Annotated in this window: 15 protein-coding genes; 9 read left to right on the top strand and 6 right to left on the bottom strand. The window is 69.6% G+C overall.

Translation table 11 applies throughout. The annotated features are described in order from the left end of the window. Positions 1-3 precede the first annotated feature (3 nt). The gene (locus tag ACRAKI_RS19715) at positions 4-561 is read right to left on the bottom strand and encodes a hypothetical protein (protein ID WP_447001973.1); all 558 of its coding nucleotides are present in this window, start codon (positions 559-561) and stop codon (positions 4-6) included. 100 nt (positions 562-661) lie between these two features. Here ACRAKI_RS19715 and ACRAKI_RS19710 point away from each other — a divergent pair, with 100 nt between their 5' ends. Together ACRAKI_RS19710 and ACRAKI_RS19705 are read left to right on the top strand one after the other, a co-directional pair. Continuing rightward, positions 662-1,126, top strand: coding sequence for a hypothetical protein (locus tag ACRAKI_RS19710; RefSeq protein ID WP_447001972.1), 465 nt, complete (start codon positions 662-664; stop codon positions 1,124-1,126). Between the two features lie 609 nt (positions 1,127-1,735). Then, positions 1,736-1,888, top strand: coding sequence for a hypothetical protein (locus tag ACRAKI_RS19705; RefSeq protein WP_447001971.1), 153 nt, complete (start codon positions 1,736-1,738; stop codon positions 1,886-1,888). Between the two features lie 73 nt (positions 1,889-1,961). Here the strand turns inward: ACRAKI_RS19705 and ACRAKI_RS19700 are convergent, their stop codons facing one another. Further along, a complete protein-coding gene (locus tag ACRAKI_RS19700) occupies positions 1,962-2,252 on the bottom strand; it encodes a hypothetical protein (RefSeq protein ID WP_447001970.1) in 291 nt (96 codons plus the stop codon). A 21-nt stretch (positions 2,253-2,273) separates the two neighbouring features. On the opposite strand from ACRAKI_RS19700, the gene ACRAKI_RS19695 reads away from it, so the two are divergent. The 6 genes from ACRAKI_RS19695 (at position 2,274) to ACRAKI_RS19670 (ending at position 7,770) form a co-directional block, all read left to right on the top strand. Further along, positions 2,274-2,957: an ATP-binding cassette domain-containing protein gene (locus ACRAKI_RS19695; RefSeq protein WP_447001969.1), complete on the top strand. Its 684-nt coding sequence runs from the start codon at positions 2,274-2,276 to the stop codon at positions 2,955-2,957. Then, positions 2,950-4,278, top strand: a complete 1,329-nt coding sequence (locus tag ACRAKI_RS19690; RefSeq protein ID WP_447001968.1) for a hypothetical protein — start codon at positions 2,950-2,952, stop codon at positions 4,276-4,278. Before ACRAKI_RS19695 ends, ACRAKI_RS19690 begins: the two co-directional genes overlap by 8 nt. Continuing rightward, entirely contained in the window at positions 4,275-4,886 is a 612-nt protein-coding gene (locus ACRAKI_RS19685) for a hypothetical protein (RefSeq protein WP_447001967.1), read from the top strand. The genes ACRAKI_RS19690 and ACRAKI_RS19685 overlap by 4 nt, the downstream gene beginning before the upstream one ends. Before the next feature lie 88 nt (positions 4,887-4,974). Beyond that, positions 4,975-5,241 (top strand): SUKH-3 domain-containing protein, encoded by a 267-nt coding sequence (locus ACRAKI_RS19680; RefSeq protein ID WP_447001966.1) that lies wholly within the window; start codon positions 4,975-4,977, stop codon positions 5,239-5,241. Next, positions 5,228-5,641 carry an AMP-binding protein gene (locus ACRAKI_RS19675; protein WP_447001965.1) on the top strand — a complete coding sequence of 138 codons (414 nt, stop codon included), beginning with the start codon at positions 5,228-5,230 and terminating at the stop codon, positions 5,639-5,641. Before ACRAKI_RS19680 ends, ACRAKI_RS19675 begins: the two co-directional genes overlap by 14 nt. Positions 5,642-6,309: 668 nt before the next feature. Further along, positions 6,310-7,770, top strand: coding sequence for a family 43 glycosylhydrolase (locus ACRAKI_RS19670; RefSeq protein ID WP_447001964.1), 1,461 nt, complete (start codon positions 6,310-6,312; stop codon positions 7,768-7,770). Here ACRAKI_RS19670 and ACRAKI_RS19665 read toward each other — a convergent pair. The 4 genes from ACRAKI_RS19665 to ACRAKI_RS19650 all read right to left on the bottom strand — a co-directional run bounded on the left by ACRAKI_RS19665 (position 7,655) and on the right by ACRAKI_RS19650 (position 13,952). Next, a complete protein-coding gene (locus ACRAKI_RS19665; RefSeq protein ID WP_447001963.1) occupies positions 7,655-8,377 on the bottom strand; it encodes an SMP-30/gluconolactonase/LRE family protein in 723 nt (240 codons plus the stop codon). The genes ACRAKI_RS19670 and ACRAKI_RS19665 overlap by 116 nt on opposite strands. A gap of 208 nt (positions 8,378-8,585) precedes the next feature. Next, positions 8,586-8,798, bottom strand: a complete 213-nt coding sequence (locus ACRAKI_RS19660) for a hypothetical protein (protein WP_447001962.1) — start codon at positions 8,796-8,798, stop codon at positions 8,586-8,588. Positions 8,799-9,025: 227 nt separating this feature from the next. Continuing rightward, a complete protein-coding gene (locus ACRAKI_RS19655) occupies positions 9,026-11,137 on the bottom strand; it encodes a PQQ-dependent sugar dehydrogenase (RefSeq protein ID WP_447001961.1) in 2,112 nt (703 codons plus the stop codon). 76 nt (positions 11,138-11,213) lie between these two features. After that, positions 11,214-13,952 (bottom strand): beta-L-arabinofuranosidase domain-containing protein, encoded by a 2,739-nt coding sequence (locus tag ACRAKI_RS19650; RefSeq protein ID WP_447001960.1) that lies wholly within the window; start codon positions 13,950-13,952, stop codon positions 11,214-11,216. 1,022 nt (positions 13,953-14,974) lie between these two features. On the opposite strand from ACRAKI_RS19650, the gene ACRAKI_RS19645 reads away from it, so the two are divergent. Continuing rightward, the gene (locus ACRAKI_RS19645) at positions 14,975-16,012 is read left to right on the top strand and encodes a LacI family DNA-binding transcriptional regulator (RefSeq protein ID WP_447001959.1); all 1,038 of its coding nucleotides are present in this window, start codon (positions 14,975-14,977) and stop codon (positions 16,010-16,012) included. Positions 16,013-16,372 lie beyond the last annotated feature (360 nt).

Raw genomic sequence — 16,372 nt, 5'->3', positions numbered from 1 at the left:
GAGTCAGGCGAGCTGGGTGATGGTGATGTTGGCGGGGCCGCTGTTGCCGGTGACGCCTTCGGGGGTGAAGCACTGGGCCGGTGTGGCGTTGAGCAGCGCGGCGGTCATCACCACGGCGGCTCCGGTGAACCTGCCCGCGGTCACCGTGCCCTGGTAGACCACGACGACCTCGTTGGCCGGGCGCAGCACCACCAGCCCGACCGCGGCCACGGTGGTGGTCTCACCGGTGTTCCAGGTGATGGTCACCGTGATGGAGACGCCGCCGCCCAGGCACGACACCAGACCGTTCGCGGTGATCGCGTACCCACCGGAGCTGATCACGGGCGACCCGCTGGAGACGCAGGAGCTGTAGTCCGCGCTGGAGGTGATGGAGACGACCCTGGGCTGCGCGGTCACCCCCGGCTGGTAGGCGTTGGCGCCGTTGCCCACGCACGACAGCAACTCGACCTCTGCGGCTTGGGCCGCGGGAGCGGCGGCCACCACCCCGACCGCCACCGACATCGCGACGACGACGCCCGCGAGGGATCGCCGCGCCGCGGACAACAGTTCCCCGATCCCCATCGTCCTCATCGAAGCACCCCCACGTCCGGGACTTGGCCAGACCCACACTGTAATCGCGCTGTGATGTGCCGAACGGGCGAAATGCGATGACACTTTCCGTATGCGCCCACGAGCGCGGAACCGCACATTTCGTAGCCGCGACGCGGTCGAACCAGGGCACCGCCACGGTGGTCGGCACGGCTGCGATGCTGCGGTCGAGGAGAAGGCGGTCCGCAAGGCCTTCGACGACTACCAGGAGGCTGCCCGGGCCAAGGACGGCGTCGCCATGGTTTACGTGCTGCGCGCCGAGTTCGACGCGGTCGAACTGCGCGGGATGTCGGCCGAGCAGCTGGTGTCCGCCGCCGTGGACAAGGGCTTGATCAGCGAGAACAGCCTCGACAACGTCGACCTGGGAACGGTGGTCGTGGACGGCGGCACAGCGCAGGCGGACATGACCTCGCGCGGCGAGTCCGCCGGCGTGGAGTTGCCGTTCCACAAGGAGGACGGCTCCTGGCGGTTCGACCTCCGGCCGCTGATGGCCGCCGGTACAAGGCGCTGGAGGCCGTTGCCGGGGAGCGTGGCGTGACCGTGGAGCAGCTCGTCGACACGACGCTCGGCACGCTCTACGGCGCGGAGCGGGTGCCGCAGCTGAAGCAGCCGCTGCAGGGTTGACCTTCCCCGCGACGGGAGGCGCACTGCGAGTCACCAGTCACCAGTCGCACGCCCACCCCCGACGTCAACGGCCTGTCGTCGGACACCAAGAGGTCGTTCCACACCTACACCGGGCTGGTGATCAGACCAAGTGCTCCAGCGGGTCGGCCACGTTGCCGGCCGACCCGCTGGAGGGTGGTGGTGAGCCTCACCGGAAGACGGTGCCCCCTGTCAGCCTCCGAGGAGGCCTTCCCCCATGGCGTCACCACCACCCGCTTGATCAGCACCTGTGCCAACTGCCCCGACTCCTCCCGTACGGAAGGGTCTTGCACCACCAGTCGCCATCGGTGCCGATGACCTTGGCCGTGATCGAAGAGGAGGTGCTCACGGCGTACACGCCACTCCTGGCCGTGCCGCCGAGGCCGGCCCACGGAGACCACGTGCCGTTGTCGTACTGGATTCTGGTTGTAGATGCGTAGTTCGCGCCGATCAGGAAGTTGTGACCGCGCCCGCTCCACCACGTCGCCGGGGTGACCTTTCTCCCTTGCTCGTCACGTACTTGAGTTCGGCATTCACCCTGGGCAGCTCGCGGATCGGCAGCCTGTCGGCGAGCGAAACCACCGAACCGGTCGCGCACAAGTTCGTCGGCGTCGGGCCTGTTGGCGCTGCTCACGTCCGCTCAACCGGCATCGGCTGAACCACGGACATCGACGATCACGCCACAGAGGACTGCGGTGATGAGTCGGGGTGTCCGTGTCTTCGTGATCATGCTATTTCCTCCATTTCGCGTTGCTTTGGCTCCTACATTGCGCGCCGATCGTGTGAATCCCTTGCATGGTTTCTGCGTTGCGCTGCTCAAGTCGCTTGGCGGTGCGCAGATCGGTGAGCCGCTCCCTCCTGGGGCGCACCGGATGCGACTGCCAGTGCACTTGGACGATCAGTTCGGCGGGAAATGAGATCTGATCGGCTTGATCCGCACCTGCTAGGGTGACAAGCTTCCGAACGGGGCAATCGGGCAGGATCGGCGCTATCACGTGCGAATAGTCATCGATGACGTGCAATTTCGATATGGCAGGAAACCGGTGTTGTCGGGAGTGGACTGGACGATCGACACCGGGGTGACGGGACTGCTCGGTCCCAACGGCGCGGGCAAGACCACGCTGCTCAACCTGCTGGTCGGCTTGGAGAAGCCGGCTTCCGGCGCGGTCCGGTTCCAGGGCTCCTCCTCGGGCACGATCGGATTCGTGCCACAGCGGTTCTCGCTCGTCGGCGGGATGCGGGTGGTGGACACCGTCGCGTACGCGGCATGGGTCAACGGCGTCGACCGGCGTGGATGCGCCGACGCGGCGCTCCGGGCGCTGGCAGCGGTACGACTGGACGACTTGGCGGCAGCGCGCGTGCGGACGTTGTCCGGTGGACAGCGCCAGCGGCTGGGCGTCGCGGCAGCGCTCGCCCACGATCCGGACCTGCTCGTGCTGGACGAGCCGACGGTGGGGCTCGACCCGGCTCAGCGGATGCGGTTGCGCGAAGTCATCGCCGACATCGGGCGCACCAGGACGGTGCTGCTGTCCACGCACCTGATCGAGGACATCTCCCATCTGTGCCAACGGGTCGGTGTTCTCGCGGAGGGCCGACTGGCCTTCGACGGCACCGAAGCGGAGTTGACCGAACTCGTCGACAGCACGCCCTCTTCAGGGGTGTTGGGCTCGCCGTTCGAGCGGGCCTACCACGCATTGGTCGCGAAACTGGGAGCGGACCGTGACTGACCTGCGCACGTCCAGCCCGACGCGACCGGACGGCGCCGCCGTCGTCCCTCGGGTCCGCCTGCGGTCTCCGTTGGGGATCTGGCCCGTCCTGCTGCCGGCATCGGCGATCACCGGCGTCGTGCTCGCCGCCACCGGCCCCATGCGGGCGTGGCCTTATCAGGAGTGGGTGCAGACCTCGGCCGAGTTCCACCAGCAGAACGCCTTGACCGCACCGATCGCGGCGGCGGCGGCCACCTACTTCGCCGGGCGTCTGCTACCGCCGTCACGGATCTTCGCCCTGCCCTCGGCCACGCGTGCGGGCAGGCAGACGGTCGCGCGACACCTGGGTCTGCTCATCGGTGTGTTCGTGGGCGCCTACCTGCTGGGGCTCCTGCCACTGGTCGTGGTCACGATGTCCGGCGCCGAGCACGGCGGCCCCGACCTCGGGGCGATGCTCACCGGGGTGCTCGGGCTGGTGCTGGCGACCGCCATCGGCTACCTGGTCGGCGCGGTGACCAGAACCGCCATGACCGCGCCGCTGTCCTTCGTGCTCCTGTTCGGCGCCACCGCGCTGGGCAGCGGCGGGGACACGTTCTCGGCACTGGCGCCGGTTTTGCACATCAAGCCCGTGCTCGGCGTGGTGCAGTCCACTCCCTTCGTCGTCTACCGCCTGGCGTTCCTGACGGCCTCCATCGTCGCGGTCGTGTGGGCCACCGCCGGACTCGTGCGCCGACACCGCGCGAACCGCCGGTTCCGCGGAAGCGGCATGGCGTTGCTGCCGCTTCTGCTTCCCGCCGTGTTGGTCGTGCCGCCGTTGCTGTCCAAACCCGCCCTGTTCGTCTACGAAGCAGAGAACCCTTCGGTGTGCCGAGCGGTCAACGGGGTCGAGTACTGCGTGCACGAGGGACACCGCTCGCGGCTGGAAATCATGATCGCCGCCACGGACGCCGCCCTGACACGCCACGGTGGCCCCGCGCCGTTCACCAGGGTCTACGACGAGGCCCTGCGTGGACGGCCCGTCAACGGAACGGACGTGTGGCGGGAACAGGCGCGCGACACCGTCCTCTGGGTCCCGGTCCAACCGCACAACCCCTCGGAGACCCGACCGGTCCAGGCGGTCGGAGTCCTCTCCGGTCTCGGGGCCTGCCACCAACTCCGCGGCGCGGCCGACCCCGAATCGGTCCGTCTGGCCGCCGACCTCGGCCGTTGGCTCGACGGGACGGCCGGACCGGGCAACGTCTTCACCGGTGTGCCCGATTCCTCCATCCAGCGGTGGATCGCCGCGAACGGGGACCGGATCGCCGGCTGCGGGCTCACACCCGAAACGCTCACCGGCCGGTGATCCGCGTCGTTCTGGCATCGCGGTCGTTCCACGTCGCCGTGGCCCTCACAGTCGCGCTCAGCCTGCTGAGCGTCCTCCTGGGCGCCCGTGCCGTGGTCGTCCACCTGTCCGCGGCCGTGCCGCAGAACCGCCTGCCCTTCCCGGAACTGTGCGCCGTGGTGGGAGCCGTCGCCACCGCGGCGGTGCTGCGACCACGCCTGTGGGAGTGGGACCGAGTGGGTTCCCACCGCGCGTCACTGGTCTCGGTCCTCTGCGCGCTGTCCGGCATCCTGCTGCCCCTGGTGATCCTCGTGCTCGGATCGACACGGGTACCAGCGGACGTGCCCTGGGCGTGGCAGGTCTCCAACTACCTCGTCTTCGCCGGGATCGCGTTCTGCCTCAGCCCCCTGCTGGGACCGGCACTGGCCGGCGGAACCACACTGGTGCTCTACCTCGGGTGCGCGGTGGTGAACCACCTGGTGCCGAACGCAGACGCCGTCCTGCCTGTCACCGGCTACCCGGGACCTGCGACGCACTGGACTGCCGCAGGTCTGGCAGTGCTCCTGGCGTTGGTCGTACACGGCCACACCCGCGGCGCCACCCCATGGTCACTCCGCCTCACGGAGTGAGCCCTCCCGAGATCCGGTGGGGACGCGCAGGAGCTGCGCTGCACCGGAGGCACACTTCCTGCTCGACTTCCTGGCGGGGGCAGACAGCGTGATCGACCATCCCGGAGGGCTGGAGCAGGTCCTGTGCTACGCCGGGTGGGAGCCCGGCCGGAAGGGGGACACGTCGGGTTGGCGCGAGCCACTGGTGGAGTCCGGCTTCGCCTACCACGACGCGGCCGAGGCGTTCCTCGCCGAGTTCGGCGGCCTCGTCTTCCGTCACGGCGGTGACGGGATCACGAGGCGCGTGAGGCGGTCGAACTCGACCCGTTGCTCGCTCTCGGCGAGGACGACAGGTTCGGCCTGTGGAACAGGCTGATCGGGAAGGGGGTCTTCCCGATCGGCGAGTTGGACCAAGGGCGGTACTTCTTCGGTGTCGACGAGTCGACGAGCCGGACGGGCTCGAAGCGATCGCGGACTGCCCCGCGGGCAACCCGTCCGGCGCGCGCCGCCACGAGTCCGACATCGCCTACGTGATCTACACGTTCGGGTCGACCGGACGTCCCAAGGGCGTGGCCGTCGGGCACCGTTCGCTCGGTCTCGCGATCAGTGCCACCACGGTGACGTCGGCCGGGGGGCCCGGAGCGTTCGGTAGGTCGACTTGTTCGCGACCCGACGCCGACTCGATCGCAGGACGGTGCCCGGAGTCACCACCCGCCACTCCCAGCCAGGACCAGGCTTCGACCCCAGACGAACGGGCGAAGTCGATGGCGGCGTGACGGATCGCGTGCAAGCCGGTGAGGATCAGGACGAGGTCGGTGCCGGCTGACGTAGGCAGGGTTGCAGCCGGCGGTTCCGCTTGAGTGCTTCGCCGGGAAGGCGGAGGAACGCACGTATCTGTGCTGGTCCACGACGGCTTGCGCAAATGTTGGCGCTAACATTGCGGCGCGCCTGTGACCGCTGGGAGATCACGCGGCCCACGGCTCGTTGTCGCGATGGCGACCTTGGGCCCACCATCGAGTTCGCCTCCCATGGAAGAGATTCGCGGCTCAGTGCTGCCGGCCTTCGGCCGCTTGGCCTGCGGTGTGATCGGTCACCGGTGGCTCTTGAGTTGCCCACCCAACCCTGTTAGCGTTAACACCAGGACGTGATGTGAGTCACCGCTTCAAGGAGGAAGCCGTGAGGTCGATCGGTGAGACGTCATCACCACTCCGCTTGGTCCTTCTCCTCTGAGCCGTCGACAACCCCACACCGCGAACCACCGATGCGGCTCGGCACCACACCCGGACGAAGCGCCCGACCCGTCCCTGGCGACGACTGCGACGCCCCGTGCGCCGAGGTCCTGCAATGGGCCCGCAACGGCCTCGCCGCGCACGACTGGAGCGCCGCCTGGAGCCGCACCGCGGCCACCGAACCCCCTGTTCCACGTACACCCTGAGGAGTGATTGTGCTGTTCGCTCAACGTCGAGGAACGGTCTGGCGGGCGATGTCGTTCGTCGCCGCCGTCGTCGCCGGGCTGATCCTGAGCCCGATCAGCCAGCAACAAGCCGAAGCCGCACCCGGTCCGTCGTTCACCAACCCGGTCGTGCCCGCGCCCAACAGCGCGGACCCGACGTTGGTGCAGTTCAACGGGAACTACTACTACGTCGCCACCACCTGGACCTCCGACATCGTGATGCGCAAGGCGTCCACGATCGCCGGGTTGCGCAGCGCGCCGGAGCAGTTGGTGTTCCGCTCCGGCGGGACGGTGATGTGGGCGCCGCACCTGGAGCAGATCAACAACCGCTGGTACCTGTACTACTCGGTGGAGCTGGCCGGTGCTCCGCGCCGCACCCACGTGCTGGAGAGCGCCGGCAACGACCCTGCCGGCCCCTACACCTACCGGGGCATCCTGAACCTGATGCCGAACAACGGGTGGGCGATCGACGGTGCGGTGCTCAAGCTCAACGGCGCGCTGTACTTCCACTTCTCGGCGTTCCACGCCGACGGGTTGCAGTCGCTCTACATCGCGCCGATGTCCAACCCCTACACCGCCTCCGCGTTCGGGACCCGGATCTCCGCGCCGACCTTGGCGTGGGAGCGGCAGGACGGCGCGGTGAACGAGGGGTCGTTCGCGTTGCAGCGGGGCGGCCGGACGTTCCTGACGTACTCGGGCAGCCACTGCAACGGTCCCAACTACAAGGTCGGCATGCTGGAGTACCGCGGCGGGGACCCGTTGTCGGCGGCGTCCTGGTACAAGTTCCCGAACCCGATCTTCCAGCGCAGCGACGCCAACGGCGTGTTCGGCCCCGGCCACCACTCCTTCTTCACCTCGCCCGACGGCACGGAGACCTGGATCGCCTACCACGCCAACTCCTCCGCGTCCCAGGGGTGCGGCACCACCCGCACCACGCGCGTGCAGAAGATCTCGTGGAACGCCGACGGCACCCCGAACCTCGGTGTGCCCGTCTCCACCTCCACCGTGCTGGCCGGTCCCTCCGGTGAGGTGAACAACACCAGGCAGGCGCACCTGCGCAACCGGCACAGCAACCTGTGCCTGGACGACTACAACTTCGTCACCACACCGGGTGCGGAGGTGCGGCAGTGGACGTGCAACGACCTCCCGGTGCAGGACTGGTACCTGACCCCGGTCGGCGACGGCTACTACACCGTCGCCAACGGACACAGCGGACTGTGCCTGGACAACAAGGACTTCGCCACCACGGCGGGTTCGGTGGTGCAGCAGTGGACGTGCAACGGCCTGGCGGTCCAGCAGTGGCGGATGACCACCACCAACGGCACCACCACGCTGGTCAACCGGCACAGCGGCCTGTGCCTGGACAACTACAACTTCGGCACCGCCCCCGGTTCCGAGGTGCGCCAGTGGACCTGCACCGGCGCGGCCAACCAGCAGTGGATCGTCGGCTGACGACCACCTGACCGGCGAACACCCCCGACCGTGAGCACCGGGCGGGTCGCATGGTCCGCCCAGGTGCTCCCCACCCCAGCTCTCGGGGTGGGGAGCACCTAGGCGGCGCGTACGGAGCGGTTGCATCGTCCAGGGCACCGGGATCCTGACCGAAACGGGTGAAGCCGGGCGATCCGGTCAGTAGTGGTTGCCCGGCAGGTTGAGGCACCTGGTACAGGCCGAACCCGCCGCCCGCGATGCCTGAGGTGATGTAGAGGGTTCGTCCGTCGGGCCCGCCGAACGCCGCGTTGGTGGTGTTGCGACCGGCCGGGATCGTGCCCAGCTCGACCCCGGCGGGGGAGAAGACGTGCACGAGGCCGTCTTCGTAGGAGGCCCAGTACACGTTGCCCGCGCAGTTGACGGTCGCGCCGTCGGGAGTGCGGACGCCGGCGAACGTCGTGCGGCTGCCGGGCGTGCCGTCCGGTGCGACGGTGTACTTCACGATCGCGTGGTTGCCGAATGCCCCGACGTAGAGCGTCGTGCCGTCGGGGGGACAGGACGATGCCGTTGGGCTGCGCCAGCGTGCCGTCGACGAGCGTGACCACGCCGTCGCGGACGCGGAAGACACCGGTCCGACCGCCTTGCTCGTCGACGCGGCTGCCGCGCTGGAAGGACGGGTCGGTGAAGTAGGTGGTTCCGTCGTGGCGGGTGGTCAGGTCGTTGGGGGAGTTGAACGCCCGACCGAGGTGGTCGGCCGCGATGGTCGTGCGGCCGCGGTCGGCCAGCCGGTAGGACGAGATGGTCCGGTCGTCATGGGTGGCGGCGAGCAGGTGCGCTCAGTCGGGGCTGATCGCCAGGCCGTTGCTGCCGGCATCGGCGATGAACGTCTGGAAAGTGGCCGGCGGGGTGTGCCGAAGCACCGCGGACGGCTCCACGCGTTGCGGACCGGCGGGGTTCTGCATGTTCGACAGCAGCAGGGTGCCCGTCCGGTGGTTCCAGGTGAGTCCTTCCAGGAAGTCGAACCCACCGCGGATGAGCCGGGCGGTCACGGCCACGGCGGGTAACGGCGGACCGTAGGTCGCTCCTGATGTGCACGGTGTGGCCGGTGCGGCGTTGGCCACCGCGGGTGTCACCGCGGTCGCAGCGAGGAGCGCCGCTGCGGTCAGCACTCGTGTCCGGCGACGGTGTGGCGTTCGGTGGTGGGTCCTGACGACCGCCTTTCGCGATGCGGACGCCGGGCCGCGGGGCGGGTCGGTCGACCCGCCCCGCGGTCGGTTCACCGTCCGAGGGTGACTTTGAGGATGCTTTCGTTGCTGTTGTCGGGGATGCTGTCCTTGTCGCCGGAATTGCTGGTGGTCACCCACAGCCCGCCATCGGCTGACGGCTCGACGGTGCGCAGCCGCCCGTAGGTGCCGTTGAGGTGTTGTTGGACGTTGGTCAGGTTGTCGCCGCTGATGTCGGCCCGGTAGAGCCGCGCCCCGCGCAGGCAGGCGATGTAGAGGGTGTCGCGGACGACGGTGATGCCGCTGCACGACCCGGCGGCCACGGGGTAGGTGTGCTTCGGGGCGATGAACCCTGGTTCGCCGCAGCTGCCGGAGGTGCCTTCGCAGCGGGGCCAGCCGTAGTTGCCGCCGCGCACGATCAGGTTGGTCTCGTCCATGACGCTGTTGCCGAACTCCTGCTCCCACAACCGGCCCTGGGAGTCGAAGGCGAGGCCCTGGGGGTTGCGGTGGCCGTAGCTCCACACCGAGTTGCCGAACGGGTTGTCGGCGGGGACGCTCCCGTCGGCGTTGATGCGCAGCACCTTGCCGGCGAGGTTGTCGCGGTCCTGGGCCCAGTTGGCGTTCTGGCCGTCGCCGGTGGCGACGTAGAGCTTGCCGTCCGGCCCGAACCGCAGCCGGCCGCCGTTGTGGTACTTGTTGCGGGGGATGCCGGTGAGCAGCACCTGCGGCGATCCCGTGAGCACGCCGCCGGTGTAGCGGATGCGCACCACACGGTTGTCGGTGGGGCTGGTGTGCATGACGTACACCCAGGGGTTGGTCGCGAAGTCGGCCGCGACGGCGATGCCCATGACGCCGCCCTCGCCGTCGGTCCCCGCCACGCCCGGCACGCGTCCGATGCTGGTCTTCGCGCCGGTGACGGGGTCGAGGCGGACGAGGTCGAAGGCGTCGCGGCGGCTGTAGAGGACCTGTCCGTCGGGCAGGGTGGTCAGGCCCCACGGCAGGTCGGTGTCGGTGGCGACCCTGGTGACCGAGCACAGCGCCGTGCTGCAGGCGTCGCCGGTGGTGACCGCGACCGGCGCGCTCGCGGCCGACCGGTTGCCCTGCGCGTCGCGTGCCCGCACCTGGTACTCGTACCGCGTGCGCACGGCCAGGCCGCTGTCGGTGAACGAGCCGGCCGTCGCGCCCGTGACGGAGCCGACCTGCGTGCCGTCGCGCAGGACGTCGTAGCCGGTGACGCCCACGTTGTCGGTGGACGCAGCCCAGCGCACGGTGACCGTGGTGCCGGCGGCGGTGGCGGTCACGCCGGTGGGGGTGGTGGGCGGCTGGGTGTCGGCCTGGCACTGCGGCACGGTGATGGTCACGGTGGGGCTGGCCTGGGAGACGTTGCCGGCGGCGTCGCGGGCGTTGACGTACAGGCCCCAGGTGGCTCCCGGCACGACGGTCAGGCTCGCCGACAGCGCCATGCCCGGCACCGAGGTCATGTGCTGGCCGTCGTGGTAGATGTCGTAGGCCGCCACGCCGACGTCATCGGTCGACGCCGACCACGACAACGTCACCGAGGTGCAGGTGAGGTTCGAGGTGCGGGGGTTGGCGGGCGCGGTCGGCGAGGTGGTGTCGGCGCCGAGCTTCACGAGCTGCCACTGCTGGTTGACGCCGCCGGTGTCCGGCCACTGGATGAGCTGCGCGCCGTTGGCGGTGGAGAAGTCGAGCACGTCGACCGCCTTGCCGCTGGCGCGGTTGAGCAGTCGCACGAACCCGCCGGCGGAGTCGGCCGGCCGGAACTGCTGGCCGGCCCCGTTGTTGTCGGCCCGCTGGATCAGCCCGGCCCGGTCCCCGGTGGACGGGAAGTCCAGGACCTTGCCGCTGTGCCGGGACTTGAGCCGGTAGTAGCCGCCGCCGGAGTCCACGAACTGCCACTGCTGCCACGCGCCGTCGTTGCGCGTGTACTGCGAGATCCGCGCCCCGTCGTCGGTGGCGCGGTTGTAGACGTCCAGTGCCTTGCCGCTGTTGCGGTTGACCAGCACGTAGGAGGCGCTGGTGTCCACCACCGCCGCCGACGCGGCCGGGACCGGGACCGCGATGCCGACTATCGACAGCGGCACCACCCACGCGGCTCGCAACCGCGAGCGCAGGCTGGTGCTCTTCCTCTTCAAGGGCACTCGCATGGTGTTCCTCTCGGAATGCGGAGCTGGTTCGACCGGCCGGGTGCCGGTTGTGGACCGGCACCCGACCGGACCGGTTCTAGATGAAGCGCCAGAGGTGGTCGTTGGTGCCGTTGTCATCCCAGATGACGACCTGCGCGCCGGCCGTGGCCGAGGCGCCGGTGACGCCGAGGATGCGACCGCCGTTGGCGCCCTGGATGCGGAAGTAGCCGTTCGCGCCGTAGCGGAGTCGCCAGAGGTGGTCGTTGGTGCCGTTGTCGGCCCACTGGAGGACGCGGGAACCGTTGGCGGTCGCGGCGTTCTCGACGCCGAGGACCTTGCCGCTGTGCGAGTTGCGCAGCTTGAGGTAGCCGCCCGTGTCCGGGATCGCGGTCCACAGGTGGTCGGCGGTGCCGTTGTCGTCCCACTGGACGACCAGGCCGCCGTCCGCCGTGGACATGTCGCGCACGCCGAGCACGAGGCCGCTGTTGAGGTTCTGGATGCGGCGAGCGCCGTTGGGGACGAAGCGCCACCGGTTGTCCGGGCTGCCGTTGTCGGGGTCCTGGGCCGCCACCGCGCCGGCTGCGGTGGAGCCACCCAGGATGCCCAGCAGCTTGGCGCTGTTGGCGTTGCGGATGCGGTGGGTGCCGTCGCCGTTGTCCAGGATCGTCCAGCGGTGGTCGGCGGTGCCGGTGTCGGCCCACTGGAGCACGCGGGCGTTGTCGGCGGTCGACATGTCCTGCACGCCGAGCACCTTGCCGCTGTTGCCGTTGCGGAACCGCACCGCGGAGCCGTCGACGACCAGCGCCCAGTTGTGGTCGGGGGTGCCTGTGTCGTTCCACTGCAGCGCCGGTGCGCCGTCCGCGGTGGACATGTCCTGCACACCGAGCACGAGGCCGCTGGCGGCGTTGACCAGTCGGTAACCGGCGGTGGTCGTGCCGCCTTGGCCGGCGGCGCGCCAGTAGACGGTGTAGTTGTGGCCGTGGGCGTCGTAGAACGGTCCGAGGTTCACCCTGGACCCGTTGGCGACAGCGGTGAACGCCAGCGCGGTGGTGCTGGTGCGGGTGATCGACGCGGTGTCGAGCGTGGGCAGGGTGGTGAACGAGGTGTTGCCGTAGTTGCCCGACAGCACGACCGGGCCGTAGGTGATCGCGGAGACGCCGGCGTCGTCGTTGGCGGCGCGCATGATGACCCGCATGGGCAGGCGGACGGTGACGGTGTCGCCGGACGTCCAGTTCCGGGTGAGGGAGGCGTAGGTGCCGGGCGTGGTGGTGATGCCCTGCGCGACGCCGTTGACGCTGATGGTCGCGCCCTCGCTCCACGCCGGGATGCGCACGCGCATGGTCCACGAGCCGGCCACGTTGCCGGTGACGGTGAGGGTGGAGGTGTCGCTCGCGGGGTAGGTGGTGGTCTGGGTGACCGTGATCCCGCGCTGCGACCAGGTCAGCACCGATGGCAGGAACAGGTTCACCGTCAGGGTGGTGCTGTTGTGGAAGTAGATCGAGTCCATCAGCTTGGTGTTGGTCTCGATGCCGGTGCCCTGGCAGCACCAGAACGTGCCGTAGTCGGTGCTGTAGCTGCCGCCGCCGACCACGGGACCGGCCTGGCCTCGGCGTCCGCCCGGGTTGAGCGCGGTGAAGTAGCAGACGTGGCCGTGGGCGGAGGCGGGGTTCTGCTGGCCGATGAGGTGGTTGAGCAACGCCTGTTCGTAGTAGTCGAAGTACGCGGCGTTGTCCGGTTGCAGCTGCCACAGCTCGCGGGTCAGCTTGAGCATGTTGTAGGTGTTGCACGCCTCGGCGGTGTCGGGCAGCAGGTACCGGGCGATGGCGTGCGGCGGGCGGAAGTGCTCGGCCTGGCTGTTGCCGCCGATGACGTAGGTGTGCGCGGCGACGGTGATGTTCCAGGCGTTGGTGGCGATGTCGCGGTAGCGGGTGGTGCCGGTGGCCTTGTACTCCCGTGCCGCGCCGACCCACTTGGGCACCTGGGTGTTGGCGTGCAGCCCGTCGAGCCGGTCCTGGTTGGCCGCCAGCGGGTCGAAAACGGCGGCGTGGTCGAACCGCTGCGCCACGCGCAGCCACCGGGCGTCGCCCGTCTGCTGGTACAAATCGGCCAGGACCTCGTTCATACCGCCGAACTCGGTGCGCAGCGTGATCTGCATCTGGCTGTAGCTCAACCGGCCGGTCCGCCAGTCCACCCAGCCGGCGAACCGCAGGAGCACGTCGCGCGCCTGCGTGCTGCCGATCAGCCGCCACACGTCCAGCAGACCCGCGAGGGTCTTGTGCAGGCAGTAGTACGGCACGCCCTTGCGCGTGCCCTGCTCGACGGTGGTGAAGTCCGACTCGGGGAACCCGGACAGGTAACCGGCGTTGAACCCGGCGGCGGCGTTGTTCGCCTGGCACTTGGCCAGCTCCGCGACCATGTAGTTGGCCTTGTCGCGGCAGGCGGTGTCGCCCAGCACCGCCCACGCCTGCGCCCACGCGGTCAGGAAGTGGCCCTGGCTGTGGGTGCGGAACTCGAAGTTCGGCGCCTCCCAGCCGCCCAGCGCCGCCGCGCCGTTGGTGGACAGGCGGTGGTTGGCGCGGAAGTTGTAGAGCAGCCGGTCGACATCGACGAACCGCAGGTACGCCATGGTGCGGTTCTGGTTGTCCAGCCACCGGCTCGCGGTCAGGCGCACCTGGCCGAAGTCGAACGGGTGCGCCGAGACGCCGATGTCACCCCGGACGGGCGGCACCACGGCGGCCGACGCCGTGCCGCTGCCGATGGCGGCGGGGAGCGCGGACGCCACGGCGGTCACACCTGCGGCCTGCAACAGAGCACGACGGCTCAGCGAAGGGGACACGAGAGAGCTCCAAGGGTGTTGAAGGAGGGCGGAATGACGGTGAGGGCCGTGCCACCGCACCCGGGGCCCACTGCGGAACGACCTCGGCGGGCCACCGGCCACCCGTCGCAGGGCGGGGTGATCAGACGACGGACGGCCAGCCGGATCGGGCAGGGGGAGGCCGGGCTCGACGGCGCACGCCGGTCCGTGTCGGGACCGGACTCGGTGGAGAAGGGCTATTCGAGAGCCCGCGCCGGTCTTCTGCCGGTTCGACGCGTCGGGCGGTTCCGCTCGACGGCTACCGCCCGGCCACGTGATGCGCGCACAGCCATGCCTCGCCTCCTTGCGAGCTGGTCCCAGCGTGCTCCGAGGCCCGGCCGGATTCCGGGCGTGGAGGAGCGGCGTCCCGAACCGTAACCCCGGCACCGGGGCGCGGCAATACTCCGGGAGCAGGCAATGTTAGCGATAACAGGGAGTAACGGGAGGCAGGGAAGAGGGATCGCCGCAGGCGGCGAGGTCGCTACCAGTTTCGCGAATCTGGCGGAGTATGGGGGACTGTCCCCGTGCCGGCAAGTCGGCGAGCGCGGATGAGTCGGTCCTGTTAGCGCTCACAGCATGTCAGTCGGGGTGGCCTTGGTCGCCCTTGTGGCGCAGCTGGTCGCGGGCGCACGGGCAAGGGAACGCGAAGCGCTTGCCGTGGATGGCCAACACGTTGACGAGGCTGGATCGTTGCCGTTGCGCCGATCGGCGGTAAGCGCTTTCACGAGCCGCCTGAACGCGGCGGCCTCCGCCCTGCGTCCCAGTGACCCCGAGAACCCCCGACACCGTGCTCAGCGTCGGCGCCCACGGCGAGGCGGACTACCCCTTCCTGTGGCGAACCGCCTTCAGGCCGTCGCCGCCGCGACCGACCGGATGCACCCGCGTGACGCCATCCTCGGGCCTGACCGGCGAGTTCGGTGGACACGCCGGCCGCGCGTCCACGGCGCGCCCGGCGGCGCGCCTCGTTGACCTGGCCTTTCCGGTCTGGTGGCTAGACTCGCGCCATGGTCTCCACCCCCAGGTCCGGCTCGGGTTCCGCCGGCAACAGCGGGATCACCATTGCGCGGATCGCCGAGTTGGCGGGCGTGTCGGCGGCGACGGTGTCCAAGGTGGTCAACGGACACGTCGAGGTCGCCGCGGAGACCCGCGCCCTGGTGGAGGGGTTGCTCCGGGAGCAGGGCTACCGGCGGCAGAAGAAGGTGAGCAAGTCGCCGCTGGTCGAGGTGCTGTTCCACGAGTTGGCGGGTACGTACCCCGTCGAGGTGGTCAAGGGGGTGGAGCGCGTCGTCTCCGAACACGGGCTGACCATCTCCCTCAGCGAGCTCCACGGTCGGCACATCCCTGACCGGAATTGGGTCGACAGCGTGCTGGCGCGACGGCCGACCGGTGTCGTCGCGGTCTTCTCCGGACCGACGCCCGAGCAGCACCGGCAGCTGCGCAGCCGTGACATCCCCGTGGTGCTGGTCGACCCGACCGGTGAACCCGCGCACGGGATGCCGTCCGTCGGCGCGGACAACTGGAGCGGCGGACTGGCGGCGACCCGCCACCTCCTGGAGCTGGGTCACCGGCGGATCGCGGTGATCACCGGTGCCACCCGGATGTTGTCGGGTCGGGCGCGGCTGGACGGTTACCGCGCGGCGATGGACTCCGCCGGCGTGCCCGTGGACCCGGAACTGGTTCGTGAGGGCGACTTCCAGATCGTGGACGGCCTTGAGCACACCCGTGAGCTGCTGCGCCTCCCTGATCCGCCGACCGCGGTGGTCACCGGCAACGACGGCGAGGCGCTCGGGGTCTACCAAGCCGTCTACGAGGCGGGGTTGCGCATTCCCGACGACCTGAGCGTGGTGGGGTTCGACGACCTCCCGCCCGCCCAGTGGATGATCCCCGCCCTGACCACCATCCGGCAGCCGTTGGGCGAGATGGCCGCCACCGCCACCGGCATGGTGATCGACCTCGCGCACGGCAAGCCGCTGCCGCAGCACCGCCTGGTGCTGTCCACCGAACTCGTCGTCCGCGCCAGCACGTCCGCCCCTCGTCGGTGACCTTGCCCGCGCCGGGCCACCGGTCGAAACGCCGAAACAACCGGTGCCACTTCGCCTGACGTTCGGTCTCGCAAGCCGACCGGGTCGGCAAGTCGGCGATGTCAGGTCGAACGGTCTACCCGAAGGTAGACGGAGCAGCTCAGAGCGCTGGACTCGCCCGTATGGCCGTGGACACCTTGAGCTGCGTGGAACCGGCAGCGCTCATGCTCGACCGTCGGCGCGGCGTTGACGCGCTACGAGAGCACCGTTACATTGGCCCGAAAGTTCAGGCGTCAACACCAAAACATTCATCCGAACCCGCTGGGTCGTCTGCCTGTACGTCCATGTTCCGAACAGGCCGTTCGGATCTTCGTGTGCGGG

The sequence above is a fragment of the Saccharothrix isguenensis genome (assembly GCF_052936305.1).
This window is presented reverse-complemented; position numbering and strand designations above follow the sequence as displayed.

Coding starts and splice junctions, on each gene's coding strand:
- ACRAKI_RS19715 (WP_447001973.1), bottom strand. CDS start 561: ATGGGGATCGGGGAACTGTTGTCCGCGGCGCGGCGATCCCTCGCGGGC.
- ACRAKI_RS19645 (WP_447001959.1), top strand. CDS start 14,975: ATGGTCTCCACCCCCAGGTCCGGCTCGGGTTCCGCCGGCAACAGCGGG.
- ACRAKI_RS19655 (WP_447001961.1), bottom strand. CDS start 11,137: ATGCGAGTGCCCTTGAAGAGGAAGAGCACCAGCCTGCGCTCGCGGTTG.
- ACRAKI_RS19710 (WP_447001972.1), top strand. CDS start 662: ATGCGCCCACGAGCGCGGAACCGCACATTTCGTAGCCGCGACGCGGTC.